We start from the raw sequence: 26,574 nt of genomic DNA on the forward strand, positions 1-26,574 counted from the left end.
AGGCGGGCCCCGGAACCGGCCCGCTCCGTAACCCCGTGACCCCGCACCCCACCACCCCGTAACCGCGCTCTCAGGTGCCGAAGCGGTCCCACAGCCGGGGGAGGCGTTCCGCCAGGGCGCGGTCGTCGTCGTTGTCGATATAGGTGCCGAGCGGTTCGGGCGGCTGGGCCGGGAGTCCGAGGTCCGGCATCTCGGCGCCGGTGAGCTGTTCGTACGCCTCGTCCGCCGCGTAACCCAGCTCCTCCGCGTCGCCGTCCACCTCCTCGTCGAACACGTCCAGCAGGTCGGCGAGGTTGTCCGGATCGTGCAGCGCGCCCTCGAAGGTCTCCCGGCCCTGGCCGATCAGCCAGCAGCGGAAGTAGTCGAAGGCGTCGTCGCTCGCGCCGCCCAGCAGCAGCGCGGCGGCGGCCCACAGGTCCCAGGTGTACGCGCGGTTGTAGCGGGATTCGAAGTACCGGGCGAAGTCCACCACGGAGTCCGGGTCGAGGGCCACCAGCCGTTCGACGAGCGCGTCCGCCTGCTCCTCGGGGTCGCCCTCGGCGGCCTCGCGGGAGCTGTCGATCAGCTGCCAGAACTCCGTCTCGTCCATCACGGGTCCAGCATCGTTCCTGCCGCGCGGCGCCGCACGCGGACTACCCCAGATGCGACGGTGTCGTTATCCGCGTCCGAATCCGCGTCCGAATCCGCGTCCGATCGCGCGAAGAAAAAGAAAGCAGACACAAGGTGTCGGGATTCGGCGCGAGGCTCGTGCCATGCGAGAAGAAGACACCATGGCCGGGACGGCCACCCCGCAAGGACCGCTGACCGGAAGGGTCGCCCTGGTCGCCGGGGCCACCAGGGGCGCGGGCCGGGCGATGGCGGTGGAGCTGGGCCGGGCCGGCGCCACGGTCTACGTCACCGGCCGTACGACCCGGGAGCACATCAGCGAGGTCGGCCGGTCGGCCGAGACGATCGAGGAGACCGCCGAGCTGGTGACGGCGGCCGGAGAGCCGTCCGGCGGCACCGGCATCGCCGTACCGACGGACCACCTCGACCCGGCGGCCGTACGCGCCCTGACCGAGCGCGTCGACCGCGAGCAGGGCCGGCTGGACATCCTCGTCAACGACCTGTGGGGCGGTGATGTGCATGTCGAGTGGGGCAAGAAGATGTGGGAGCACGACCTGGAGAAAGGGCTGCGCGTCCTGCGGCTCGGGGTGGAGAGCCACATCGTCACCAGCAGCCTCGCGCTGCCGCTGCTGATCCGCCGGCCCGGCGGGCTGGTGGTGGAGGTGACGGACGGCACGGCGGAGTTCAACCGGCGCTACCGGGAGCCGTTCTACTACGACCTGGCCAAGAGCGCGCCGATCAGGATGGCGAAGGGGCTCGCCGAGGAGCTGCCGGAGTACGGCTGCACGGCGGTGTGCGTGACGCCCGGCTGGCTGCGTTCGGAGGCCATGCTGGACACGCACTTCAAGGTCACCGAGGAGAACTGGCGGGCGGGCTGCGCGCAGAACCCGCACTTCGCGATCTCGGAGACGCCGGTGTTCGTCGGACGGGCGGTGGCGGCGCTGGCCGCCGATCCGGAGGTGGCCCGGTTCAACGGGCAGGCGCTCTCCAGCGGCGGGCTGGCAAAGGAGTACGGCTTCACGGACGTGGACGGGTCGGCGCCGGACGCCTGGCGCTACATCACCGAGGTCGAGCAGGAGGGGAAGCCGGCGGACACGACGGGGTACCGGTAGGCGGTTCGGTGGACACGACCGGGTACCGGTAGGCGGCGAGGAGGCCCCCTCACCGGTCCTGGTAGAGGCCGTGCATACGTGCCGCCGCCGCGGCGAACCGTTCCCGCAGCTCGGGCGGCGCCAGCACCTCCGCCTCCGGGCCGAGGCCGAGCAGCTGGCCGTAGGCGACGTCCAGGGACTCGACGGGCAGGGTGACGGTGATCCGGCCCTGCTCGTCGGGCCCGTCCGCCTTCGCCACGGCCTCCTCGGCGGCGGCGCGGTCGGTGACGTGCCGCAGCCACCGGGCGCCCGCGGGCGTCAGCCGTACGGCCACCTCGTCCCGCAGGAGCGAGCGGGCGAACTGGGCGGCCCGCTCAGCCCAGAAGGCGGGCAGGTCGAAGTCCGGTTCCCGGGTGAAGCGGTCGTCGAGGAGGGTGACGGACGTGAAGCGGTCGATGCGGTAGACGCGCATGTCCGCGCCGGACCGGGCCGCGAGGTACCAGACGCCCGCCTTGAGGACCAGTCCGTACGGCTCCAACTCCCGCTCCACCTCGGTGTCCTTGCGGCGGTAGCGGGCGGCCACGCGCCGGTCGTCCCAGACCGCGTCGGCGACGGCGGGCAGCAGTTCCGGGGCGGCCGGTTCGCGGTACCAGGCGGGCGCGTCGAGGTGGAAGCGCTGGGCGGCGCCGTCCGCGGCGTCCCGCAGCTCGGGCAACAGGGCGGCGGACACCTTCAGCCGGGCGGCGGACGCGGCGTCCGCGAGGCCCATGTCGCGCAGTGCGGCAGGCACGCCGGACAGGAAGAGGGCTTCCACTTCGCTGCGGCCGAGGCCGGTGAGCCTGGTGCGGTAGCCGCCGATGAGGCGGTAGCCACCGGCCCGGCCGCGGTCCGCGTAGACGGGCACCCCGGCCTCGGAGAGGGAGAGCACGTCGCGGGCGACCGTACGCTCCGAGACCTCCAGCTCCCGTGCCAGCTCGGCGGCCGTCATCGACGGGCGGGACTGGAGGAGCAGCACCATTCTGATCAGCCGGGCAGCGCGCATGGCTGCATCATGCCGCGCGCGGGCGCGTCCTGACCCGCCGCCGTACGCGACAGCGATCCCGTGCGGAGACCCCGGGCGCGGTTGAAGTGGTCTCCGCACGGGAGCGGGGGGCGCCGGGCAGGAACCCGGCGCGTGGGGCGGGCGCGGCGGACGGTGCCGCCGCGCCCCGGCCGGACTACAGCCCGTACCGCTCCTTGGCCTCCTTGACCGTCTCCGCCTTCACGTCGCCGCGGCGGGCCAGCGCGGCCAGCGCCTGCACCACGACCGACTGCGCGTCGACGCCGAAGTGGCGGCGGGCCGCCTCGCGGGTGTCGGAGAGGCCGAAGCCGTCGGTGCCTACGGAGGTCCAGTCCTGCTCGACCCAGGGGGCGATCTGGTCCGGAACGGCACGCATCCAGTCGCTGACCGCCACGACCGGGCCGGGGGCACCGGCCAGCGCACGGGTCACGTACGGGATACGGTCCTCGCCCTCCAGGCGCGCGGCGTCGCACTCCAGGGCGTCGCGGCGCAGCTCCGTCCAGGACGGCGCCGACCAGATGTCCGCCGCCACGCCCCAGTCACGGGCCAGGATCTCCTGGGCCTCCAGGATCCAGTGGATGGCGGTGCCGGAGGCCAGCAGCTGGAGGCGCGGCGCGTCGGCCGCCGCACCGGCGGCCTCCTTGAAGCGGTACAGGCCCTTGAGGATGCCCTCCTCGACGCCCTCCGGCATGGCGGGCTGCACCTTGGTCTCGTTGTAGACCGTCAGGTAGTAGAAGATGTCCTCCGCGTCCGGACCGTACATCCGGCGCAGACCCTCCTTGACGATCACCGCGACCTCGTACGCGAACGCCGGGTCGTAGGAGAGCGCCGCCGGGTTGGTGGAGGCGATCAGGTGCGAGTGGCCGTCCGCGTGCTGGAGGCCCTCACCGGTCATCGTCGTACGGCCGGCCGTGGCGCCGATGACGAAGCCGCGGCCCAGCTGGTCGGCGAGCGCCCAGAACTGGTCGGCGGTGCGCTGCCAGCCGAACATCGAGTAGAAGATGTAGAACGGGATCATCGGCTCGCCGTGGGTGGCGTACGAGGTCGCCGCCGCGGTGAAGTCGGCCAGCGAACCGGCCTCCGTGATGCCCTCGTTGAGGATCTGGCCGTCCTTGGCTTCCTTGTAGTACAGGAGCTGGTCGCGGTCGACCGGGTCGTAGGTCTGGCCGACGGGGGAGTAGAGCCCGGCGGACGGGAACAGCGACTCCATGCCGAACGTACGGGCCTCGTCGGGTACGACCGGCACCCAGCGCTTGCCGGTCTCCTTGTCCCGCATCAGGTCCTTGACCAGGCGGACGAACGCCATGGTGGTGGCGATCTCCTGCGAGCCCGAGCCCTTCTTCAGCGCGTCGAACGCCTTGTCGGCGGGCATCGGCAGCGGCTTGGCGACGACCTTGCGGGCGGGGGCCGGACCGCCGAGGGCGGCGCGGCGCTCGCGCAGGTACTCCATCTCGGGCGAGTTGGCGCCGGGGTGCGCGTACGGCACCACGTCGGCGTCCAGCGCGCTGTCCGGGATCGGCAGCTCCAGCAGGTCGCGCATGGCGCGGAACTGCTCGCCGGTGAGCTTCTTCATCTGGTGGTTGGCGTTGCGGGACTCGAAGCCCTCGCCGAGGGTGTAGCCCTTGACGGTCTGCGCCAGGATGACGGTCGGCGCGCCCTTGTGCTCGACGGCGGCCTTGTACGCGGCGTACACCTTGCGCGGCTCGTGGCCGGCGCGGGAGGTCTGGAACAGCTCCAGCAGCTTGGCGTCCGACAGGCCCTGGGCGATGCGGCCGAGCGCCGGGTCGGAGCCGAAGAAGTGCTCGCGCAGGTAGGCGGCGTCGCGGGTGGCGTACGTCTGGAACTGCGCGTCCGGGGTCTCGCGCAGGCGGCGCAGCAGGGCGCCGTCGAAGTCCTGGGCGAAGATCTCGTCCCAGGCCCGGCCCCACAGGGACTTGATGACGTTCCAGCCCGCGGCGCGGAACTGGGCCTCCAGCTCCTGAACGATCTTGTAGTTGGGGCGGACCGGGCCGTCCAGGCGCTGCAGGTTGCAGTTGATGACGAAGGTCAGGTTGTCCAGGCCCTCGCGGCCGGCCAGCGCCAGTGCGGCCGTCGACTCGGGCTCGTCCATCTCGCCGTCGCCGAGGAACGCCCATACGTGGGAGTTCGCGGTGTCCTTGATGCCGCGGTGCTCCAGGTAGCGGTTGAAGCGCGCCTGGTAGATCGCGGAGAGCGGGCCCAGGCCCATGGAGACGGTGGGGAACTCCCACAGCCAGGGCAGGCGCCGCGGGTGCGGGTACGAGGGCAGGCCGTCACCGGCCGCCTCCTGGCGGAAGCGGTCGAGCTGGTCCTCGGTGAGGCGGCCTTCGAGGAAGGCGCGGGCGTAGATGCCGGGGGAGGCGTGGCCCTGGATGTAGAGCTGGTCGCCGCTGCCGTCCGCCTCTTTGCCGCGGAAGAAGTGCTGGAAGCCGGTCTCGTAGAGCCAGGCCGCCGAGGCGAAGGTGGCGATGTGGCCGCCGAGGCCGAGGCGGGAGCCGCGGGTGACCATGGCGGCCGCGTTCCAGCGGTTCCACGCCGTGATCCGGGCCTCCATCGCCTCGTCGCCCGGGAACTCGGGCTCGGCGGCGGTCGGGATGGTGTTGACGTAGTCGGTTTCGAGCGGCGCGAGGCCCGGGGCACCGGTGTGCTCCACGGCACGGCGCATCAGATAGGCGGCACGGTGCTCCCCTGCCGCCTTCGTGACGGCGTCCAGGGACGCGCGCCACTCGGCCGTCTCCTCCGGGTCACGGTCCGGGACCTGGTCGAGCTGGCTGTACGGCATGCGTACGGGATCGGGCATGGGTGGCCCCTTTCCGGACGGAGGAGGGAGGTGCGATGAGTGCTTGGCAGGCAGGGGTGTCGCGCCCCACCGAGGAACGATACGCCTCTGATCGATGATCGATCAACGCAAGTTGAAGGAAAAACCGCAGGTCGGCACGGGGTGCCAGCCTTTTAGGCACGGGGTGCCAGGCTGCCTGCGGCTCCGATTCGTAGGTGAAGCGTCGTGAAACCTGCGCCGACCTGCGGGTTCAGACCCTGGGCGCGCAACTGAGCACATGGGTCTTCAGCAGCTCGCCGATCCTCGGGTCACGCCGCCGGAACGCGTCCACGATCTCCTGGTGGTCGCGCGCGTGCGAGCGCGGCTCCGGGCTGAACCAGCGGATGGAGAGCGTGGTCCACACCTCGATGCCCAGCGACTCCCAGGTGTGCAGCAGGACGGCGTTGCGGGCGGCGCGCACGATCTCGCGGTGGAAGGCGACCGTGTGCCGCACCTGCGCCTCGCCGTCGCCGTGCCGGTCCGCCTCGCACAGCGCCGCCACCTCCCGGTCCAGCGCCGCGGTGTCCTCGGCCAGCCGCCCGGCGGCCAGCTCCGCGGCCACCTGCTCCAGCCCGGCCCGCACCGGGTAGCTCTCCTTGAGGTCGTCGGCGGTCAGATTCCGTACCCGGACTCCCTTGTTCGGGGCCGACTCGATCAGCTGGAGCGACTCCAGCTCGCGCAGCGCCTCCCGTACGGGCGTCTGGCTGACCTCCAGCTCGACCGCGATCCGCCGTTCCACGATCCGCTCGCCGGGCTGCCAGCGGCCGCTGACGATCCCTTCGAGGATGTGCTCGCGGATCTGCTCGCGGAGCGAATGGACGACGGGCGGGGTCATGACGTGCTCCTTCAGAGCGTGCGGCAGACGGCGGCCGGGTGCCCGCGCCGGAAGGCGGTACGGGAGACCACCGCAGGACGGCCATTATCCGTGCAACGAAAACGGGTCGGCCCCGGCTCGTACGAACTCGTACGAACCGGGGCCGACCCTGCACACCTATGTGGTGGCTGCCGTGCTCAGAGACCGATCTCGGTCTCGAACTCGCCGGCCTCCAGGATCTGCTTGACCGTCGTCAGGTAACGGGCCGCGTCGGCACCGTCCACCAGGCGGTGGTCGTAGGAGAGCGCCAGGTAGGTCATGTGGCGCACGGCGATGGTCTCGCCCAGCTCCGGGTGGTCGACGACCACCGGGCGCTTGACGGTGGCACCGATGCCCAGGATGCCGACCTGGTTCGGCGGCACGATGACCGTGTCGAACAGCGCACCGCGCGAGCCGGTGTTGCTGATCGTGAAGGTCGCGCCGGCGAGGTCGTCCGGGGTGATCTTGTTGGAGCGGACCTTGCCGGCCAGCTCCGCGGTCTTGCGGGCGATGCCGGCGATGTTCAGGTCGCCCGCACCCTTGATGACCGGGGTCATCAGGCCCTTCTCCGCGTCCACCGCGATACCGACGTTCTCGGTGTCGAAGTAGGTGATCGTGCCCTCGTCCTCGTTGATCCGGGCGTTGACGACCGGGTGGGCCTTCAGCGCCTGGACGGCGGCCTTGACGAAGAACGGCATCGGGGAGAGCTTGACGCCCTCACGCTGCGCGAAGGCGTCCTTGGCCTTGTTGCGCATCCGCATGATCTTGGTGATGTCCACCTCGACCACGGAGGTCAGCTGCGCCTGGCCGTGCAGGGCCTTCATCATGTTGTCGCCGATGACCTTGCGCATCCGCGGCATCTTCACCGTCTGGCCGCGCAGCGGCGACGCCTCGATGGCCGGGGCCTTCGACGCGGCGGCCGGGGCGGCGGCAGCGGCCGGGGCGGCCTGCTTGGCGGCCTCGGCGGCGGCGATGACGTCCTGCTTGCGGATGCGGCCACCGACGCCGGTGCCCTTGACCGTGGCCAGGTTGACGCCGCTCTCCTGGGCCAGCTTGCGGACCAGGGGGGTGACGTACGCGGCGTCCGCCTCACCCGCGGCCGGGGCCGGGGTGACGGGGGCGGCGGCCGGAGCCGGCGCCGGGGCGGCCGGAACCGGGTCCGGAGCCGGGGTGGTGACCTGCTGCGGCGCCGGGGTGGTGGGCGCCTGCGGGGCGGCGGCCGGAGCCGGGGCCTCCTGCTTGGGGGCCTCTTGCTTCGGAGCCTCCTGGGCGGGGGCGGGCGCGGGCGCGGCCGGGGCCTCGGCCTGCGCCGGGGCAGCACCCTTCTGGCCGATGACGGCCAGCTTGGCGCCGACCTCGGCGGTCTCGTCCTCGCCCACCAGGATCTCCAGCAGGGTGCCGGCGGTGGGGGCGGGGATCTCGGTGTCGACCTTGTCGGTGGAGACCTCCAGCAGCGGCTCGTCCTCGGCCACCTCCTCGCCGACCTCCTTGAGCCAGCGGGTGACGGTGCCCTCGGTGACGCTCTCGCCGAGCGCGGGGAGGACGACGTCGGTGCCCTGGGCGCCGCCGGCCGGGGCCTCGGCCGGAGCCGGAGCCTCCTGCTTGGGGGCCTCCTGGGCCGGAGCCGCGGCGGGCTCGGGCTGAGCCGGGGCCTCGGCAGGCGCCTCGGCCTGCGCCGGGGCGGACTCGGCCGCGGGCGCGCCGCTGCCGTCGTCGATGATCGCCAGCTCGGCGCCGACCTCGACGGTCTCGTCCTCGGCCACCTTGATGGAGGCCAGCACGCCGGCGGCGGGGGCGGGGATCTCGGTGTCGACCTTGTCGGTCGACACCTCCAGCAGGGGCTCGTCGGCCTCTACGCGCTCACCCTCGGCCTTCAGCCAGCGGGTGACGGTGCCCTCGGTGACGCTCTCGCCGAGCGCCGGAAGGGTTACGGAAACCGCCATGGTTTCTCTTGCTCCTTACGAAAAACGGATGGGTGGTCGCGCCCGGACCGGGATCAGTCGTGGGAGTGCAGAGGCTTGCCGGCCAGGGCCAGGTGGGCCTCGCCGAGCGCCTCGTTCTGCGTCGGGTGCGCGTGGATGAGCTGCGCAACCTCGGCCGGCAGGGCCTCCCAGTTGTAGACCAGCTGGGCCTCGCCGACCTGCTCGCCCATGCGGTCACCGACCATGTGGACGCCGACCACGGCACCGTCCTTGACCTGGACGAGCTTGATCTCGCCCGCGGTCTTGAGGATCTTGCTCTTGCCGTTGCCCGCGAGGTTGTACTTCAGAGCGACGACCTTGTCGGCACCGTACAGCTCCTTGGCCTTCGCCTCGGTGATGCCCACCGAAGCGACCTCGGGGTGGCAGTACGTCACGCGCGGCACGCCGTCGTAGTCGATCGGCACGGTCTTGAGACCGGCCAGCCGCTCCGCCACCAGGATGCCCTCGGCGAAGCCGACGTGCGCGAGCTGGAGGGTGGGGACGAGGTCACCGACGGCCGAGATCGTCGGCACGTTGGTCCGCATGTACTCGTCGACCAGGACGTAGCCGCGGTCCATGGCGACCCCGGCCTCCTCGTAGCCCAGGCCCTGGGAGACCGGGCCGCGGCCGATGGCGACCAGCAGCACCTCGGCCTCGAAGGACTTGCCGTCGGCCAGCGTGACCTTGACGCCGTCCTGGGTGTACTCGGCCTTGTCGAAGAAGGTGCCGAGGTTGAACTTGATGCCGCGCTTGCGGAAGGCCCGCTCCAGCAGCTTCGAGCTGTTCTCGTCCTCGACCGGGACGAGGTGCTTGAGGCCCTCGACGATGGTCACGTCGGTGCCGAAGGACTTCCACGCGGAGGCGAACTCGACGCCGATGACGCCGCCGCCCAGCACGATCGCGGACTTCGGCACGCGGTCCAGCTTCAGCGCGTGGTCCGAGGAGATGATCCGGTCGCCGTCGATGTTCAGGCCCGGCAGGGACTTCGGCACGGAGCCGGTCGCCAGCAGGATGTGGCGGCCCTGGACGCGCTGACCGTTGACGTCGACGGAGGTGGGGGAGGACAGCCGGCCCTCGCCCTCGATGTAGGTGACCTTGCGCGAGGCGACCAGGCCCTGCAGACCCTTGTACAGGCCCGAGATGACCTCGTCCTTGTACTTGTGGACGCCCTCGATGTCGATGCCGTCGAGGGTGGCCTTGACACCGAACTGCGCGGCTTCGCGGGCCTGGTCCGCGATCTCGCCGGCGTGCAGCAGGGCCTTGGTGGGGATGCAGCCGTTGTGCAGGCAGGTGCCGCCGAGCTTGTTCTTCTCGATCAGGGCGACGTCCAGGCCCAGCTGGGCCCCGCGCAGGGCAGCGGCGTAACCGCCGCTACCGCCTCCGAGGATCACTAGGTCGAAAACGGTGCTGGCGTCGTTCGCCACGTCACGTCCTCCATGCATGGGTACGCCGGAGCCGGTCGTCGGTGACCGGGCGGCGGCTGTTGATCGGCCGCTTCTTGGATCGGCCCTGGGTAAGGGGGGCCCTGTCCTGCCAAGAACCCATCTTCGCACTTGTTGAACGCGGGCGGGACGGCGGGCCGGGCTGTGGGACGGCAGGATGGCCGTTCCCGGGGGTTGCGTCGGCGGTTACTCCGGCGTAGGCGCGTACGAATTTCGTCAAGGGCGAACACGCGGCGCACAGCCGCGGCGGCGGCCGGCGTACACGCGCGTACGGCCCCGGGCGCCGTACCCGGGGCCGTACCGGCAAATCGGGAGCAACCCGTACGGGGTCAGCCGAGGTCGCCGTCGGCGGTGCGCTCGGCCAGGCCCACCAGGGTGCGGACCGCGGAGCCGGTGCCGCCCTTGGGGGTGTAGCCGAACGGCGCGCTCTCGTGGAAGGCCGGACCGGCGATGTCCAGGTGCGCCCACGGGATGCCCTCGCCGACGAACTCCTGCAGGAACACGCCGGCCAGCAGACCGCCGCCGGCCCGCTCGCCGATGTTCTTCAGGTCGGCGATCGGGGAGTCCAGGGTCTTGCGCAGCTCGGACGGCATCGGCATCGGCCAGGCCGGCTCGCCCGCCTCCTCCGCGATCTCGTGGACGCTCGCCCGGAAGGCGTTGTCGTTGGCCATGATCCCGAAGGTGCGGTTGCCCAGCGCCAGCACCATGGCGCCGGTCAGCGTGGCGACGTCCACGATCGCGTCCGGCTGCTCCTCGGAGGCGCGGGTGAGCGCGTCGGCCAGCACCAGCCGGCCCTCGGCGTCGGTGTTCAGCACCTCGACCGTCTTGCCGCTGTACATGGTCAGCACGTCGCCGGGGCGCAGCGCGCCGCCGGACGGCATGTTCTCGGCCAGCGCCAGCCAGCCGGTGACGTTGACCCGCAGACCCAGCCGGGCGGCGGCCACGACCGCGGCGAACACCGCGGCGGCACCGCTCATGTCGCACTTCATGGTCTCGTTGTGGCCGGCCGGCTTCAGGGAGATGCCGCCCGAGTCGTAGGTGATGCCCTTGCCGACGAGCGCCAGGGTCTTTTCGGCCTTCGCGTGGGTGTAGCCGATCCGCACCAGGCGCGGCGGGTTCTCCGAGCCCTGGCCGACGCCCATCAGGCCGCCGTAGCCGCCCTTGGTCAGGGCCTTCTCGTCCAGCACCTCGACCTTGAGGCCGAACTCCTTCGCGGCGGCCTGGGCCTGCGCGGCGAAGGACTTCGGGGTGAGGTCGTTGGAGGGGGTGTTGATCAGGTCGCGGGCGCGGTTGACCTCGGCGGCCAGCGTCTGGGCCCGCTCGACGGCGGCCTTGTGGGCCTTGTCGCGCGGCTTGCCGCCGAGGATCGCCACCTCGGCGAGCGGCGCCGACTTGCCGTCGGCCTTCTTGGCGCCGCGGGCGGCCTTCGCGTCACCGCCGTTGCTGCGGTACGCGGTGAAGGCGTACGCGCCGAGCAGCGCGCCCTCGGAGATCGCCGCGACGGCCTCGGCGTCCTCCGCGGGCAGCGCGAAGGCGGCCTTCTTGCTGCCGGTCAGGGCGCGGGCGGCGGAGCCCGCGGCGCGGCGCAGGGCCTCGGCGTCGTACTCCGCGTCCTCGGCCGGGGCCTCGCCCAGACCGACCGCCAGCACGACCGCGGCCTTCAGACCGGAGGCGGCGGGCAGCTTGGTCACCTCGCCCTCGGCGCCGCTCGCGCCGAGGGTCTCCAGTACGGCGGCGAGCTTGCCGTCGAACGCCTTGTCCGCGGCCTCGGCGCCGGGGGCCAGCACGGCGCCCTTGGCGCCCTTGGCCACCCCGACGACGATGGCGTCCGCGCGCAACGTCGCGGCGGAGGATGTGCTGAGGGTCAGTGCAGTCACGGTGATGAAGGTCCTGTTCCGTCCGGGAATCCGTTCGCGCCCAGGGCGCTGCTGCGGCCGAGCCTACGCTTGGGCCCGCCGCCCGTAACCGCTTGATGCCCTATCGACCGTCCTGTCACATCTTCACCATCCGTACCACTGACCCCAACGCGGCACAGCCGTGCGGAAGTTGCCGGTTTCACGGGAAACGCGGCCGGTCCGGCGTGCCGGGTTCCGCCGTCAATTCCCGTGCGACGAATGAGACGTGCGTCACAGTCGTGGTGACTGTGGGATACATGCCCGCGAACCTTCGCATGATGAGCACGAGCCTGCCCGGTGCGCTTCCGGAAGCAGGGGGACTTCCGGGGGGAAGGGACTGCGCCCATGGGCAGCAACGTCAAGTCTTCGATCAGACCGGCCAGAGTTCTCACGGCGCTCGCCACGGCGTTCGTCACCGCGTTGCCGCTGGCGTTGGTGAGCACGCCCGCCGCGCAGGCGGCGCCGGCCGCCGCCGAGGCGCCCCGCATCGACCTGCGGGTGCTCGTGGTCTCCGACGGCGGCGACACCACCGACGCCATCGTCAGCGAACTGCGCAGCCAGGGCATCCCGTACACGACCGTCGACCTGACGGCCTCCGGCCGCCCGGTGATCGACGCGGCGTACCTCAGCGACACCGTGGACGGCCGGCCGCGCGCCAAGTTCCAGGGCGTGGTGCTGCCGAACGACAACCCCTTCGGCAGCGCATCGTCCCCTGAGCTGGCGGCCCTGAAGGCGTACGAGACCACGTACAAGATCCCGCAGGTGGACGCCTACACCTACGCGCGGCCCGACGTCGGCCTGCGCACGCCCGACGAGGGCGGCTACGCGGGGGTGCTGGACGGCTTCGCCACCCGCACCACCGACGCGGGCAGGACCGGGCCGTTCGGCTACCTCAAGGGCGCGGTGCCCTTCGAGGACGCCGACCCGAAGGTCTCCGAGTCGTACGGCTACATCGCCCAGCCGGTCGCGAACCCGCCCGCGGGCGCGACGTTCACGACGTACCTGGACGCGCCGGTGCCCGGCAGCTCCGCGCGCGGCTCACTGATCGGCGAATACGCCCGCGACGGCCGCCGGGAGCTGGTCGTCACCTTCGCGCAGAATCGTTACCAGCAGCAGTTCCGGCTGCTCGCCCGGGGCATCGTGGACTGGCTGACGCAGGGCGTCCACCTGGGCCAGAGCCGTAACTACTTCTCCGTACAGGTCGACGACATCTTCGCGCCGGACTCCCGCTGGGACGTCGTCAACAACTGCACCCCCGGGGACTTCGACTGCCCGCCGGGCGTGCCGGACACCGCGCAGATCCGGATGACCGAGGCGGACGCCGCGTACGCCGCCCAGTGGCAGCGCGACCGCGGCTACCAGCTCGACATGGTCTACAACGCGGGCTCCGGCGAGGAGTGGAAGGCCGAGCACGGCGGCCGGGACGCGCTCGCCGACCGGCTGATCGCCGACAAGGCCGCCTACCGGTGGGTCAACCACACCTACACCCACCCCTTCCTCGGCTGTGTGCAGGACACCTCGACCGTGCCCTGGCGCTGCGCCAAGGACTGGTTCGGCCAGACGCGGTGGGTCAGCCGCGCCGAGATCACCGCGGAGATCGAGAAGAACCACGCCTGGGGTGTGGCCAAGGGCCTGGACGTGGACGCCTCGGAACTGGTCACCGGCGAGCACTCCGGACTGAAGTCCACGCCGCAGCAGCCGCAGGACAACCCCAACCTCGGCCCGGCGCTCACCGCCACCGGCGTCAAGTGGCTCGCCAGCGACAACTCGCGGGAGTCCGTGCAGCGGCAGGCCGGCCCGGCGCTGACCGTGCCGCGCTACCCGATGAACGTGTTCTACAACGCGGCCAAGGCGGCCGAGGAGACCGACGAGTACAACTGGATCTACACCAGCAAGGCGGACGGCGGCAGCGGGATCTGCGAGACCGACCCCAACTCGACCTGTCTGCCCGCCCCCCTGCCGACCTCCACCGGCTACGCCTCGTACATCGTCCCGCAGGAGGCGCGCACCGCTCTCGGGCATGCTCTGGCCAACGACCCGCGCCCGCACTACATCCACCAGTCGAACCTCGCCGAGGACCGGATCGCCTATCCGGTTCTGGACAAAGTTCTGGCCGACTATCGCGGGTTCTTCGCCGACGACACGCCGGTCGTCAACCAGCGCCACCGGGACATCGGACGCGAGATGCAGCAGCGTGCGGCCTGGCAGAAGGCCCTGGACGCCGGTTCGGTGACGGCATACAGAATTGGCGACACTGTCACCATCACGTCGCCGGACGGAGTGGCGGCTGCGGCTACGATGCCCGACGGAACCAGAACACAACTCCCGAATGGGACCGCGGATTTCGGCACTCGCTATGCCGGACGGGTATCGGAGTGGGCCACAGCGCAGTCGCCCGGAGCGGCCATCACGCTCAAGCTTCCGACGACCGCCTGACGCGTCCCCGGTACCGCCCGGCCCGCTGTTCGGGCCCGGCGGACCGGGACCGGGCGGCCGGCGTCCGTCGCGTACCCGCACCGCAGCGACCGCCGTCCCCGACCGGCCCCTGTCCGCCCGCACGCACGCAGCACCCCACGACGCCGCACCACGGCCCCGCGCGCGCACCCGAACCGCCGCCCGCGCGCGGCCGCACCCGCAGCACCGCACCACCACGCACCATCGACACCGCACAGCTCCCACCGCACAGACTCATCGCGCCCGCACCGACGCACCGGTGCAGCAGGGCGCACCCGTCTTCAGGCGCCGGTACGGACGCGCGGGTACGGACGCGTCCGCGCCGGTGCCCAGCGGGCGTGCCCGTATACCGGCGCCGGTCCGCCGCACCGGCGTGCCCGCGTACGTCCCCGCAGACCGCGCCCGCACGCCGCACCAGGCCGGCACGGCCGCCGGCCGCACCACCGCGCCCGCACGGCGCCCGCAGCACCCGTGCCCGCGCGCCCCACACCGCTCCACCCAGCACCTATGTTCCCGGGGGGGATTTGCCATGAACGCAACCCTGTACGAGGTCGGCAGCCGAAGTCCGCAGCCGGACGACGCGCCACAGCCCGGCCGGCATGTCACCATGCTGACCGAGGGCACCTATCCGCACGTCCACGGTGGCGTCTCCACCTGGTGCGACCAGCTCGTACGGGGCATGCCCGAAGTCCGCTTCAACGTCATCGCGCTCACCGGCAGCGGCCGGGAACCGGTGACCTGGGACCTGCCCTCCAACGTCTACGCGCAGTCCTCGGTGCCGATGTGGGGCCCGCAGCCGGGCCGCCGGACCGCGGGCCTCCGGGGCCGCGAGCGCCGTCGCTTCGTCGACACCTACGAGCGCTTCCTGCTCTCCATGCTCGACCCGCAGTCCTGCACCGACTTCGGCACCGAGCTGTACGCCCTCGCCACGCTCGCCCGCGAAGGGCGGCTCAGCGCCGCGCTGCGCACCGAGACCGCGCTGCGCTCCCTGATGTGGATCTGGACCCTGCCGCACGTCGCCACCCGCGCCGCCGAGCCCACCGTCCACGACGCGCTGACCGCCACCGACCTGCTGGAACACGCGCTGCGCCCGCTGGCCGTACGGATCCCGGAGGACAGCGTCGCGCACGCAGTCAGCAACGGGCTGGCCTGCCTGCCCGCGCTCGCCGCCAAGGAGTTCGACGGCGTACCGTTCCTGCTCACCGAGCACGGCATCTACCTGCGCGAGCGCTACCTCGGCTACCGCCGCGACGCCCAGCGCTGGCCCGTCAAGGCCCTGATGCTCGGCTTCTACCGGCAGCTGACGATCGAGAGCTACCGGGCCGCCGACCTGATCACCCCGTGCAACAAGTACAACACCCGCTGGGAGGAGCGCGGCGGCACCCCGCCCGAGAAGATACGTACCGTCTACAACGGCGTCGACGTACAGCTCTTCCCGCACGCCGAGCAGGAGCCGGACGACCCGACGCTGAGCTGGGCCGGGCGCATCGACCCGATCAAGGACCTGGAAACCCTCATCCGCGCCTACGCGCTGTGCCGCGCCGAGGTCCCCAACCTGCGGCTGCGGCTGTTCGGCGGGGTGCCGGCCGGCGGCGAGGCGTACAAGACCCGCTGCGAGAAGCTGGCCGCCTCGCTCGGCGTGACCGACGGGCTCAGCTGGGAGGGGCGCATCGACGACGTGGCCCGCGCCTACGCGGCCGGCAGCATCGTCATGCTCTCCAGCATCTCCGAGGGCTTCCCGTTCAGCCTGATAGAGGCCATGTCCTGCGGCCGTTCGACGGTCTCGACCGATGTCGGCGGGGTGCGCGAGGCGGTCGGCGACACCGGGCTCGTGGTCCCGCCGCGGGAACCGGAGGCGATGGCCAAGGCCACCCTGGAACTGCTCAAGGGCGGCTGGGAGAAGCGCGCCGAACTCGGCAGCCGGGCCCGGCAGCGGGTGATCGACCAGTTCACGCTGCGCCGCTCGGTCGACGGCTTCCGCACCATCTACCGCGAACTCGACGGCGCCGCCCAGCAGGCGCAGGAGACGCAGGAGTCCCGGGAGGAGTGGACCCTCCAACTGCGCGGCCCGTGGCGCCCCACGCTCGCCGCTGACGGGGGCGGCTGGTGAGCGGACCCCTGTGGCTGGTCCCCGGGGAGGGCAAGGGGCGTACGGACGACCTGCCGGACGTCCCGCGCCCCCAGCGACCGCACTGGGCCGCGCCCGATCCGGTCGACGAACTCGCCGCGCGGATGGGCGACCTGATCGCCGCCGCCGTCCACCCCGACGAGATCGCCGCCATCATCGAGTCCGACGGCATGAGCGACGACCAGATCAAGCTCACCTACGGGCGCGAGAACTCCTTCGCCCTCGCCGAGGAACTGTACGAACGCGTGCCGCGCCGCTATCCGGAACCGGACCGCGTCCTCACCGACCCCTGGCGGGTCAGCCTGTTCGGCTGCCTGCTGCGCGCCCTGGTCTTCGCCCTGCCGGGCCTCGCGTACGTCGTCGGATCCCACCTGCTGTCCGGGCCGCCGGACTCCCACGGGCTGCCCGCCGGCACCCTCCCGCTGCTGGCGGGCGCCCTGGCCGGGTGGGTCTGGAACCAGGCGCTCGCCCACCGCGCGTACTCCTGGCTGGGCCTGGGCGAACGGTGGCCCGCCGCCCGCTCCCTGGCCGTCGGCGCGCCGCTGGGCGCGCTGTTCGGGGCGGGCGTCGCCTGGGTGGTCGGCGCCGCCGACTCGGACGCCCCCGGCGCGGTGGCCTTCGCCGCCGGCCAGGCGGTCTACCTGGGCGCGGCCACCGCGCTGCTCGTCTTCGGCAAGGAGCGGTGGCTGCTGTGCGCGCTGGCCCCGGTCGGGCTCGGTGCCGCGCTGATGGCGGTGTACGTACCGCCCGATCCCGTACGGGAAGGGCTGCTCGTGCTGTCGCTCGGCGCGGCGCTGGCGCTGGCCGCCGTCACCGTGTGGCGCTGCCGCAGCGAGCCCCGGCACGACGGCCCGGCGCCGCGGGCGGTGGCCTCCGTGCCGTACGGGCTCTTCGGCCTGGCCATCGGCGTCCTGGTGCTGCACACGGCGCTCGGCGACGTCCTGCGGTACGGGGCGCACGCCGAGGTCGCGGCGCCCGCGGCGGTGGCCCTCACGCTCAGCATGGGCCCGGCCGAATGGCTGCTGTACCGCTACCGCAGCCGTGCGGTGGCCGGGCTGCGCGCCAGCACCACCTTTGCCGCGTTCTGGCGCGCCACCTCCGGCGCGCTGGCCGGCTGTCTGGCCTGCTACCTCGCGGTGCTCGCGCTGCTCGGCGGCGTCGGGAGCCTGGTGTGGCGGCAGGGGCCGCCGATGGACTGGGCGCATGCGCTGGGGCTGCTGTGCCTGGGCATGGTGCTGTGGACCGCGCTGCTCCTCCAGGCGTTCGGGGCGGTGCCGGTCGCGGCGGCGGTGTGCGGTGCGGCCGCGGTTGCTCAAACGATTCTCCTGGTGACCGGGCCGCTGTCTCCGGCTGTGGCGCAGCTGCTCGTCTGCGGGGTTGCCGCGCTGGCTCTGGGCGGGCTGGTCTCCGTGTTGCTGGGACGGGCCACGGCTCACCGTTGAGGGGCCGGGGCCGGGGCCGGGGCCGAGGCCGGTGCCGGGGCCGGGCGGCGGACGGGCAGCTCGCCCGCCGCCCGCGCCTCCGGCCCAACCCCTCCCCGCGCTCCGCTCGTTGGCCGGTAACCGGCGCCGGGTCCGCATCCCGTGGCCCGTACTCGTATCCTCAGCATCTCGCCCCATTTCCGACAGGAGCCCACGAACCATGACCCGGCCGTCCTCGCGACAGCCCCGTCCGCCCTCCCGCCAGCTGCTGGTCCCGCTCTACGAGCACCCGGCCGAACGCCCGGACGCCTGGCGGCGGCTGATCGCGGCGGCGCCCGACCTCTACGGCGTGGTGCTCAACCCGGCCAGCGGCCCCGGCACCGCCCCCGACCGGGACTTCGCCGAGGTCGCCCGGCGGTTGCGGCAGGCGGGCGTACGCATCCTCGGCTACACGGACACCGACTACGGACGCCGCCCGCACGCGGCCGTCGCCCAGGACCTCTTGCGGCACCGCGACTGGTACGGGGCCGACGGCGCGTTCTTCGACCAGGCCGCCGCCGACGCCGGTCTCCTGGCGCACTACAGCCGTCTGACGGTCGCCGCGCGCGCCGCCGGGGCCGGCACCGTCGTCCTCAACCACGGCCTCCACCCGCACCCCCGCTACCTCGACTTCGCCGACCTGCTGGTCACCTTCGAGAACAGCTGGGCGGCGTACGAGAACGCCGAGATCCCGGCGTGGACCGCCCACCACCCGCCCGAACGGTTCTGCCACCTCATCCACGGCCTTCCCGAGACCTGCGCGGAGGCCGCCGCCGAGCTGACCCGGCAGCGCGGGGCCGCCGTGCACTGCGCCGTCCCCGGCACCGCGCCGCACCCCTGGGACGCCCTTCCCCCCTTCCTGGAGACCCCCCGATGACGTCCCCGCGCCCCCTGCGCTTCCGCAAGAGAATGCCGCTCCTCCTCGGCGCGCTTCTCCTGATCACCACCGCCTGCTCCCAGATACCGACCGGCCCGGACGGCAAGCCCAGCCACGGCGCGAGCCCCGGCACCGGCGGCCCGAGCGGTTCCGGTACGCCGAGCGCCTCCGGCAGCCCCGGCGGCGGTACGCACAAGCCCGTCTGGCGCCCCGAGCCCGGCGTCGCCTGGCAGTGGCAGCTCACCGGAAAGCTCGACCTGTCCGTCGACGCGCCCGTCTACGACATCGACGGCTTCAACCAGGAGGCGGCCACGGTCGCCGACCTCCACCAGCGCGGCCGCAAGGCCATCTGCTACATCAGCGTCGGCGCCTACGAGGATTTCCGCCCGGACGCCCGCCACTTCCCCAAGGACGTCATCGGCGAGGAGAACGGCTGGAAGGGCGAGAAGTGGCTCGACATCCGGCGCCTGGACGTGCTGCGCCCGCTGATGGCGAAGCGCTTCGACATGTGCCGCGACAAGGGCTTCGACGCCGTCGAGCCGGACAACGTCGACGGCTACAAGAACGACACCGGCTTCGACCTGACGGCCGGCGACCAGCTCGCCTTCAACCGCATGATCGCCAAGCTGGCCCACGACCGGGGCATGTCGGTCGGCCTCAAGAACGACCTCGACCAGATCCCCCAGCTCGTCGGCGACTTCGACTTCGCCGTCAACGAGCAGTGCGCCCAGTACGACGAGTGCGCCAAGATGACCCCCTTCATCAAGGCCGACAAGGCCGTATTCCACGTCGAATACGAACTCCAGGCCGCCCGCTTCTGCCGCAACTCCAAGAGCCTGGGGCTCAGCTCCATGCAGAAGCGGCTCCATTTGGACGCTTGGCGGCAGACCTGCTGATGGCGCGGGCACTGGGCGTCGGCTTGGCGCCGGGCTCCGGCGGGGCCTCGGGCGGGGCGCCTACAACGGCCGGTACGCGCTCTCGTCCGTCCCCTCCGGCCGCCCCCGGCTCAGGGTGATGTAGACGGACCCGTACGGCGTCTCCGTCCGCAATGCCTCCCACTGGTCGAGCTCCTGCGCACAGTAGCGCCGCAGGAGCTGGCGGAGCTGCGCCATCTCGGCCTCGGACATGCGCTGGGGCTGATCGGCGTGTTCCACCGGTCCAACTTAGAGCTGGGTCACCGCGGGCCCAACGTCCGGACGTGCACCGATTCCCCCTGCCGAGCAGCAAAACTCACGTAAGAGACCGAGCTGTAGGCGTCGAACGTGAGGGGCCCGTGCTGCTGGCGGAGCTGCTGTCCTGCCGGAGAACGTCGATGGTGTGGTTCACGGTGTACACGGCTGCGGCGTATCCCACGTCGACAGTGAGCGGCACGTCGTAGGCCACCGACTTCCTATCGGACGAGTAGACGAACGGGAACCCGGCCGCGAGCAGTATGCCGTCAGCTTCGCCTGCGTACGCGCGAGGATCTGCCAGGAACCGGTGGGGCCTTTTCCTGGCGGGCGAATTCGGCGACCGGTGTCCAGGTACCCGTCCGGAGCCACCGGCCTCCATATGCCTTGCATGGTCGCGTTGTCCCCCCGCTGAGTGAAGCTGACGGGAGGAGCCGGGAACCGGACTCCAGGCCCCTCACCCCACCGCCAGCACCACCACCGCGGCCACCCCCGTCGTCTCGGCGATCGCGCCGAAGACGTCGCCGGTGATGCCGCCGAAGCGGTGGCGGCAGCGGCGTAGGGTCGCTTCGCCTGTTGCGAGGGCGATGAGGGCGGCAGCTCCGGCGTGCAGTGCTTCGTAGGCGCCGTGGAGGGCGCCGGTGGCCGCGGCCAGGACGGTCACCGTCGCCCCCGCCGTCACCGCCCACCGCAGCGGTACGGTGCCCGCCACCGCCGCCCCCAGGCCCTCGGGGCGGGCCGCCGGGACGCCGGTGCGGGCGGCGAGGGTCAGGGCGCAGCGGGCGGTGACGGCCGCGAGGACGGCGGCCGCGGCGCCCCGGGTCCAGCTCTGTTCGTACAGCTGGGACAGGGCGGCCACCTGGGCCAGCAGGGTGAACAGCAGCGTGATGACGCCGAACGGGCCGATGTCGGACTGCTTCATGATGCGCAGCGCGTCCTCGGCGGGCTTGCCGCTGCCGAGGCCGTCGGCGGTGTCGGCGAGTCCGTCGAGGTGCAGGCCGCGGGTGAGGACGGCGGGGACGGCGGCCGTGGCGACGGCGGCGAGGAGGGGGCCGCTGCCGAGGAGGAGCAGGGTGCCGAGGGCCGCCGCGGCCAGGCCGATCACCAGGCCCGCCACGGGCGCGCACAGCATGCCGCCGCGCGCCGCCGCCCGGTCCCAGCGGCGCAGCCGTACCGGCAGCACGGTCAGCGTGCCGAAGGCGAAACGCATGGCATCCCCGAAGGTCGGGGAAGGCGGGGGGCCGGAGGAGGTGGCGGCGTCGTTCACCGCGGCAGGCTAACCCGGCCGCCGCGGGCCGTACGGCGTAAATTGCCCCTATACGCGACAAACGGGGAGTGCGTGGCATGGGTCACTGGTGGTTCCGCAACATCATCGAGCCGGGGAAGCTGCCGCTGCTGCTGGCCCTCGTCTCCTTCGTGCTGACCTTCGCCGTGACCCGGGTGATCACCCGGCTGATCCGGGCCGGGAAGGGCCCCTTCCGGAACATCTCGCCGGGGGGCCTGCACATTCACCACGTCGTGCCCGGTGTGGTGCTGATGGTCGTCGGCGGCTTCACCGCGCTGGCCGGCGGGCGCCACGGGTACGGGTCGGGGATCGCGGCGGTGCTGTTCGGGATGGGCGTCGGGCTGGTGCTGGACGAGTTCGCGCTCATCCTGCACCTGGACGACGTGTACTGGAGCGAGCAGGGCACCAAGAGTGTGGAGATCGTGATCGTCACGGCCGCGCTGGTGGCGCTGATCCTGGGCGGCGCGCTGCCGTTCGGGGTGAACGAACTGGACCCCGACGAGTTCCACAACCGGTTCCGGGTGGTGCGGACCGTCGGGATCAACTTCCTGTTCGCGCTGGTGGCGCTCTTCAAGGGGAAGGGGAGGCTGGCGGTGCTCGGGGTGTTCGTACCGTTCGTCGCGCTGTTCGGGGCCGTCCGGCTGGCCCGGCCCAATTCTCCCTGGGCGAAACGGTTCTACCGGCGGCGCCCCAAGGCCCGCGCCAAGGCCAAGGTCCGCGCCTTCCGCCACGACCGGCGCTGGAACGGGCTGCGCCGCCGGGTGAACCATGTCATCGGCGGGGCGCCGAGCAGCTGACGGCCGGTTGCCTCCCCGAGGGGAGGCAACCGGGTCTCCGCGGCCCGGCCCGCCGGACAGGAGCGTCAGGCACGGGAGGTTCCCTGGACCTCGGCCGGCCCGGTGGCCGCGGTGGCGTCGGGGAAGTGGCGGCGGGCGGCCAGGGCGACGTGGACCAGTCCGATCAGTACCGGTACCTCGATGAGCGGGCCGACGACCCCGGCCAGGGCCTGCCCGGAGGTCGCGCCGAAGGTGGCGACGGCCACCGCGATGGCCAGCTCGAAGTTGTTGCCGGCGGCGGTGAACGCCAGCGTGGTGGCCCGGGGGTGGCCCAGTCCGGCGGCCTTGCCCAGGGCCATGGACCCGGCCCACATGACGGCGAAGTACACGAGCAGCGGCAGCGCGATCCGTGCGACGTCCAGCGGCTGGGAGGTGATCGCTTTTCCCTGCAGGGCGAACAGGACGACGATGGTGAACAGCAGCCCCCACAGCGCGAACGGGCCGATGCGGGGGATCAGCTTCGTCTCGTACCAGGTGCGGCCCTTGGCCTTCTCGCCCAGGCGGCGGGTGAGGAACCCGGCCACCAGCGGGATGCCGAGGAAGACCAGCACACTGCGGGCGATCTCCCACACCGGCACGTCCAGTCCGGTGGTCTCCAGACCGAGCAGGCCGGGCAGGACGGACAGGTAGAACCAGCCGAGCGCGGAGAACGCGAGCACCTGGAAGACGGAGTTGAGGGCGACCAGGACGGCGGCGGCCTCGCGGTCGCCGCAGGCCAGGTCGTTCCAGATGACGACCATGGCGATGCAGCGGGCCAGCCCCACGATGATCAGCCCGGTCCGGTATTCCGGCAGGTCCGGGAGGAAGATCCAGGCCAGGGCGAACATCACCGCCGGGCCGGCGATCCAGTTGAGCACCAGGGACAGGATCAGCAGGCGGCGGTCGCGGGTGACGGCGTCCAGGCGGTCGTAGCGGACCTTGGCGAGGACCGGATACATCATCACCAGCAGACCGAAGGCGATCGGCAGGGAGACGCCGGTGACACTCACCCCGGCCAGGGTGTCGCCGAGGCCGGGCACGAGGCGGCCCAGTCCCAGACCGACGGCCATGGCCAGCAGGATCCACACGGCCAGGAAGCGGTCCAGGAAGGACAGCCGGGCTGCCACCGGCCCGGCGGCGGGAGCGGTCCCGGCGGTCACAAGACGGCTCCGGACGGCTCGGGCAGGGGCTGCCCGGCCGGGCGGGCCAGAACGCGGGCGAGCCGGTCGGTCGTCCCGGGCAGCAGCCAGTAGTACACCCACGTCCCGCGGCGTTCGCAGTCGATCAGCCCGGCCTGCCGCAGGAGTTTGAGGTGGTGGGAGATCGTCGGCTGGGACAGGTCGAAGGCCGGGGTCAGCTCGCACACGCACACCTCGCCGCCGGCGCGGGAGGCGATCATCGACAGCAGCCGCAGCCGCACCGGGTCCCCGAGAGCCTTGAAGATCTTCGCCAGCTCGCCGGCCTGATCCTCGTCCAGCGGTGCGGTCAGCAGCCCCGGACAGCACTCCTGCGTTCCGGTGGGCGCGTCCGGCTCTTGTTTCGACATCCTTCTATATTGACGAACGCCTATGCAGGGCGCAAGCTGGCCTGTATCGACAACCATCGATGCAATCCATCAGGGAGGACGTCATGTCCCGAGTCCAGCTCGCCCTCAACGTCGCCGACCTGGCGGCGTCGGTGGAGTTCTACTCCAGGCTCTTCGGGGTCGAACCGGCCAAGCGCCGCCCCGGGTACGCCAACTTCGCCATCGTCGAGCCGCCGCTGAAGCTCGTCCTCATCGAGGGCGAGGCGGGCCAGGAGACCCGGCTGGACCACCTCGGCGTCGAAGTCGCCTCCACCGAACTGGTCACCGCGGCCACCGACCGCCTCAAGGCGGCGGGACTGGCGACCTCCGAGGAGAACGACACCTCCTGCTGCTACGCCCTGCAGGACAAGGTCTGGGTGACCGGCCCGGGCAAGGAGCCCTGGGAGGTCTACGTCGTCAAGGCCGACGCCGACCGGATGGGCAAGAGCCCCGCTCCGGCCGGTGACGCCTGCTGCGGCAGTGGACCCGCGGCCGCCGGACCCGCCGCAGGCTGCGCCTGCGGCGGGGACCGTCAAAGGCCGTAGCCGCCGCTGACCCGCTGCTCCCCCCGTGGCTTACGGCGCCGGTGCATTACCTCCCACACCCCGCACAGCACCAGCAGCACCACCACGGCGGCGATGTGCTCCCGGCCCGCCAGGTTGTTCTTGATGAACACGATCTCGTAGACCATCGACAGCACCACCAGTGCGCAGGTGAACCACGCCCGGTAGACCCAGCACACGAAGATCCCGAGGCCCACCACGGCCGCCGAGGGGCCGGTGTCGTGGACGAAGGCGTCGGTCGGCGGGAGGCCGATGGGGTTGTCGGGGCCGAGCCAGATGCCGATGCGCGCGTACATCGTCCCGGCCAGCGTGGCCGCGTACGCGATCAGCAGCGTCCGGGTCCGGCCCAGGCAGATCTCGCAGATGCCGAAGACGAGCAGGATCTGCGCCAGCGCGCCCCACACCGGCAGGTCCAGGGCGGGCACGAACAGCGACAGCGGCGTGCGCAGCAGCGCCAGCCACAGGTGCTCGTCGGCCTGCACGGAGCCGATGTTCTGGATGAACTGATAGCCCCAGGACTGGTTCTGGATGAACTGGAAGAGGGAGGTGAGCAGGACGGCGGCGATCGTCATCGGGATCGCCAGGAGCTTTTTCGTACGCAGCCCGGACCACAGGGTCCGGAAGAGCAGGCCCCACTCGGCACGCACGGCGCGGCGCAGGACCGGCTCGCTCATCTCTTGGTCTCCAGGTGTTTGCGGTTGAGCCACTTCGGCAGTCCCGGGGCTTCCAGGAAGCCTTCGGCGCGGGCGCTCGCGATGCCGATGCGCAGCAGGTCGGTGCTCTTTTCGAACAGCATGTACCGGGGCTCCCAGACGGGCCGGTATTTCGCGTTGGCGCGATAGAGCGATTCGATCTGCCACCACCGGGAGAAGAAGCTGAGCAGCGAGCGCCACAGGCGCAGCACCGGGCCCGCGCCGAGCCGCGCACCGCGTTCGAAGACGGAGCGGAACATCGCGAAGTTCAGCGAGACCTGAGTGATCTCCACCTCTTTCGCGCGCTGGATCAGCTCCAGGACCATGAACTCCATCAGCCCGTTGTCGGAATCCCGGTCCCGCCGCATCAGGTCCAGGGACAGGCCCTTCTCGCCCCACGGCACGAAGCTGAGCAGCGCGCGCAGCTCCCCGTCCGCGTCGGTGCATTCGAGCATCACGCAGCGCCCGTCGGCGGGGTCGCCCAGCCGGCCCAGCGCCATGGAGAAGCCGCGCTCGGTCTCGCCGTCGCGCCAGTCGTCGGCCAGCTTCAGCAGCCGTTCCATCTCCGGCTCGGGGATGTCCGCGTGGCGGCGGATACGGACCGTGTAGCCGGCCCGCTTGACGCGGTTGTACGCCTGCCGGACGGTGCGCATCGCCCGCCCCTCCAGCGTGAACTCCTCCGTGTCCACGAGCGCCTCGTCGCCCAGCTCCAGCGCGTCCAGGCCGTGCCGGGCGTAGATCGTGCCGGCTTCCTCGCCCGCACCCATCACGGCGGGCGTCCAGCCGTGCGCGCGGGCCTCGGCGAGCCACAGGTCGATGGCGCCGGGCCACGCCTCCGGGTCGCCGATCGGGTCGGCGGAGGCCAGTGAGACCCCGCCGACGACGCGGTAGGTGACGGCGGCCTTGCCGCTGGGGGACCAGATGACGCTCTTGTCGCGGCGCAGCGCGAAGTAGCCCAGGGAGTCCCGGTCGCCCTGCCGCGCCAGCAGGTCGCGCAGCTTGTCCTCGTCCTCGGCGGTGATCGGGTCGGTGCTCCGTACGGAACGGAACGCGGCCCACAGCACGAGCAGCAGCAGGACCGTGCTCATCACGTTGATGACGACATTGACCCAGTTGGGCGTGGCGATGCCGGGGAAGCGGGAGTCGTCGGCGGCGATGGAGACCAGCCGCATGACGCCGTAGCGCCAGCGGTCCAGGAACGTGGCACGGCCGCTCGTGGCGGTGTTGGCGACGGTGACCAGGAACGCCGCGAGCAGCGAGGTGACCAGCAGACCGCCGAGCGCCACGGCCGCGGCCAGCCTGGGGTTGGAGCGGTCGCCCTTGGCGTAGAACTCCTTGCGGCCCACCAGCAGCGAGACGACGAACAGCAGCGTCACCACGAAGGAGAACCAGTTCTGCCCGTGCCGGCGGAACTCCGGCGCCGCCACCATGGCGAACGCGAACAGCAGCAGAAAGAGCCCGGACAGGACGAGGTTCAGTATCCAGGCGGCGCGTTTGCGGCGGCGCATCGTGACCGCGAAGAACAGGGAGAAGACGCCGGAGGCGAAGCCCGCGGTCAGCAGATAGGGAGTGAAGAACTCGTCGACGTTGTGCCGGCGGATGTCGTTGCCGAACGACACCCACACGGCGCTGAGGACATTGATGAAGGTGACGGCACGCAGATACCAGACGGCGTACGCGGCGCCGCGCTGTGACCACCGACCGCGGGTGCGGTCCTCATCCGGGCTCAAGCGGACTTCTCCCATGAAACTTGATCATATGGGGGCGCCGCCGACGCCCGGATCCGCTGGAATCCGGCCGTTTCGCGGGTGCGCGGGCCGTGG

The 26,574-nt window shown here is 71.9% G+C and carries 21 protein-coding genes; 8 read left to right on the plus strand and 13 right to left on the minus strand.

Annotated features, from left to right (window positions below; all coding sequences use genetic code 11):
• Positions 1 to 70 precede the first annotated feature (70 nt).
• On the minus strand, positions 71 to 589 hold the full coding sequence (locus tag IH45_RS0109495; protein WP_030664403.1) for a DUF4240 domain-containing protein: 519 nt from the start codon (positions 587 to 589) through the stop codon (positions 71 to 73).
• 181 nt (positions 590 to 770) lie between these two features.
• Here IH45_RS0109495 and IH45_RS0109500 point away from each other — a divergent pair, with 181 nt between their 5' ends.
• A complete protein-coding gene (locus IH45_RS0109500; RefSeq protein ID WP_030664406.1) occupies positions 771 to 1,718 on the plus strand; it encodes an SDR family oxidoreductase in 948 nt (315 codons plus the stop codon).
• Between the two features lie 49 nt (positions 1,719 to 1,767).
• Here the strand turns inward: IH45_RS0109500 and IH45_RS0109505 are convergent, their stop codons facing one another.
• From IH45_RS0109505 to IH45_RS0109530, 6 genes are all read right to left on the minus strand, one after another.
• On the minus strand, positions 1,768 to 2,739 hold the full coding sequence (locus IH45_RS0109505; RefSeq protein WP_030664408.1) for a helix-turn-helix transcriptional regulator: 972 nt from the start codon (positions 2,737 to 2,739) through the stop codon (positions 1,768 to 1,770).
• A 175-nt stretch (positions 2,740 to 2,914) separates the two neighbouring features.
• Entirely contained in the window at positions 2,915 to 5,575 is a 2,661-nt protein-coding gene (gene aceE, locus IH45_RS0109510; protein ID WP_030664411.1) for a pyruvate dehydrogenase (acetyl-transferring), homodimeric type, read from the minus strand.
• Positions 5,576 to 5,804: 229 nt separating this feature from the next.
• Positions 5,805 to 6,428 carry a GntR family transcriptional regulator gene (locus IH45_RS0109515; protein ID WP_030664414.1) on the minus strand — a complete coding sequence of 208 codons (624 nt, stop codon included), beginning with the start codon at positions 6,426 to 6,428 and terminating at the stop codon, positions 5,805 to 5,807.
• A 176-nt stretch (positions 6,429 to 6,604) separates the two neighbouring features.
• The gene (sucB, locus tag IH45_RS0109520) at positions 6,605 to 8,389 is read right to left on the minus strand and encodes a 2-oxoglutarate dehydrogenase, E2 component, dihydrolipoamide succinyltransferase (protein WP_030664417.1); all 1,785 of its coding nucleotides are present in this window, start codon (positions 8,387 to 8,389) and stop codon (positions 6,605 to 6,607) included.
• A 53-nt stretch (positions 8,390 to 8,442) separates the two neighbouring features.
• Complete coding sequence (gene lpdA, locus IH45_RS0109525; RefSeq protein WP_030664421.1) at positions 8,443 to 9,831, minus strand: dihydrolipoyl dehydrogenase; 1,389 nt, start codon at positions 9,829 to 9,831, stop codon at positions 8,443 to 8,445.
• A 347-nt stretch (positions 9,832 to 10,178) separates the two neighbouring features.
• Positions 10,179 to 11,726 (minus strand): leucyl aminopeptidase, encoded by a 1,548-nt coding sequence (locus IH45_RS0109530; RefSeq protein ID WP_030664424.1) that lies wholly within the window; start codon positions 11,724 to 11,726, stop codon positions 10,179 to 10,181.
• Positions 11,727 to 12,089: 363 nt separating this feature from the next.
• Here IH45_RS0109530 and IH45_RS0109535 point away from each other — a divergent pair, with 363 nt between their 5' ends.
• The 5 genes from IH45_RS0109535 (at position 12,090) to IH45_RS0109555 (ending at position 19,559) form a co-directional block, all read left to right on the plus strand.
• Positions 12,090 to 14,180, plus strand: a complete 2,091-nt coding sequence (locus IH45_RS0109535) for a hypothetical protein (RefSeq protein ID WP_030664427.1) — start codon at positions 12,090 to 12,092, stop codon at positions 14,178 to 14,180.
• Positions 14,181 to 14,805: 625 nt separating this feature from the next.
• A complete protein-coding gene (gene pelF, locus IH45_RS0109540) occupies positions 14,806 to 16,308 on the plus strand; it encodes a GT4 family glycosyltransferase PelF (protein ID WP_032917100.1) in 1,503 nt (500 codons plus the stop codon).
• Positions 16,305 to 17,768 carry a hypothetical protein gene (locus IH45_RS0109545; RefSeq protein ID WP_030664435.1) on the plus strand — a complete coding sequence of 488 codons (1,464 nt, stop codon included), beginning with the start codon at positions 16,305 to 16,307 and terminating at the stop codon, positions 17,766 to 17,768. Before pelF ends, IH45_RS0109545 begins: the two co-directional genes overlap by 4 nt.
• Before the next feature lie 199 nt (positions 17,769 to 17,967).
• Positions 17,968 to 18,663, plus strand: a complete 696-nt coding sequence (locus tag IH45_RS0109550) for a spherulation-specific family 4 protein (RefSeq protein WP_030664438.1) — start codon at positions 17,968 to 17,970, stop codon at positions 18,661 to 18,663.
• On the plus strand, positions 18,660 to 19,559 hold the full coding sequence (locus tag IH45_RS0109555) for an endo alpha-1,4 polygalactosaminidase (RefSeq protein WP_030664441.1): 900 nt from the start codon (positions 18,660 to 18,662) through the stop codon (positions 19,557 to 19,559). Before IH45_RS0109550 ends, IH45_RS0109555 begins: the two co-directional genes overlap by 4 nt.
• Before the next feature lie 60 nt (positions 19,560 to 19,619).
• Here the strand turns inward: IH45_RS0109555 and IH45_RS0109560 are convergent, their stop codons facing one another.
• Positions 19,620 to 19,817: a hypothetical protein gene (locus IH45_RS0109560; RefSeq protein ID WP_030664444.1), complete on the minus strand. Its 198-nt coding sequence runs from the start codon at positions 19,815 to 19,817 to the stop codon at positions 19,620 to 19,622.
• Between the two features lie 472 nt (positions 19,818 to 20,289).
• Entirely contained in the window at positions 20,290 to 21,042 is a 753-nt protein-coding gene (locus IH45_RS0109565; RefSeq protein WP_107058601.1) for an adenosylcobinamide-GDP ribazoletransferase, read from the minus strand.
• Between the two features lie 134 nt (positions 21,043 to 21,176).
• On the opposite strand from IH45_RS0109565, the gene IH45_RS0109570 reads away from it, so the two are divergent.
• The gene (locus IH45_RS0109570; protein ID WP_030664449.1) at positions 21,177 to 21,914 is read left to right on the plus strand and encodes a hypothetical protein; all 738 of its coding nucleotides are present in this window, start codon (positions 21,177 to 21,179) and stop codon (positions 21,912 to 21,914) included.
• Between the two features lie 65 nt (positions 21,915 to 21,979).
• Here the strand turns inward: IH45_RS0109570 and arsB are convergent, their stop codons facing one another.
• Together arsB and IH45_RS0109580 are read right to left on the minus strand one after the other, a co-directional pair.
• A complete protein-coding gene (arsB, locus tag IH45_RS0109575) occupies positions 21,980 to 23,092 on the minus strand; it encodes an ACR3 family arsenite efflux transporter (RefSeq protein WP_030664451.1) in 1,113 nt (370 codons plus the stop codon).
• A complete protein-coding gene (locus IH45_RS0109580; protein ID WP_030664453.1) occupies positions 23,089 to 23,478 on the minus strand; it encodes an ArsR/SmtB family transcription factor in 390 nt (129 codons plus the stop codon). The genes arsB and IH45_RS0109580 overlap by 4 nt, the downstream gene beginning before the upstream one ends.
• 83 nt (positions 23,479 to 23,561) lie before the next feature.
• Here IH45_RS0109580 and IH45_RS0109585 point away from each other — a divergent pair, with 83 nt between their 5' ends.
• The gene (locus tag IH45_RS0109585; RefSeq protein WP_030664454.1) at positions 23,562 to 24,041 is read left to right on the plus strand and encodes an ArsI/CadI family heavy metal resistance metalloenzyme; all 480 of its coding nucleotides are present in this window, start codon (positions 23,562 to 23,564) and stop codon (positions 24,039 to 24,041) included.
• Here IH45_RS0109585 and IH45_RS1000000148650 read toward each other — a convergent pair.
• Positions 24,029 to 24,733 carry a hypothetical protein gene (locus IH45_RS1000000148650; protein WP_032917089.1) on the minus strand — a complete coding sequence of 235 codons (705 nt, stop codon included), beginning with the start codon at positions 24,731 to 24,733 and terminating at the stop codon, positions 24,029 to 24,031. The two genes, IH45_RS0109585 and IH45_RS1000000148650, sit on opposite strands and share 13 nt — an antisense overlap.
• A complete protein-coding gene (locus tag IH45_RS0109595; protein WP_030664458.1) occupies positions 24,730 to 26,496 on the minus strand; it encodes a phosphatidylglycerol lysyltransferase domain-containing protein in 1,767 nt (588 codons plus the stop codon). Before IH45_RS0109595 ends, IH45_RS1000000148650 begins: the two co-directional genes overlap by 4 nt.
• Positions 26,497 to 26,574 lie beyond the last annotated feature (78 nt).

This window comes from Streptomyces rimosus subsp. rimosus (assembly GCF_000720725.1).
Taxonomy (GTDB): Bacteria; Actinomycetota; Actinomycetes; order Streptomycetales; family Streptomycetaceae; genus Streptomyces; species Streptomyces rimosus_A.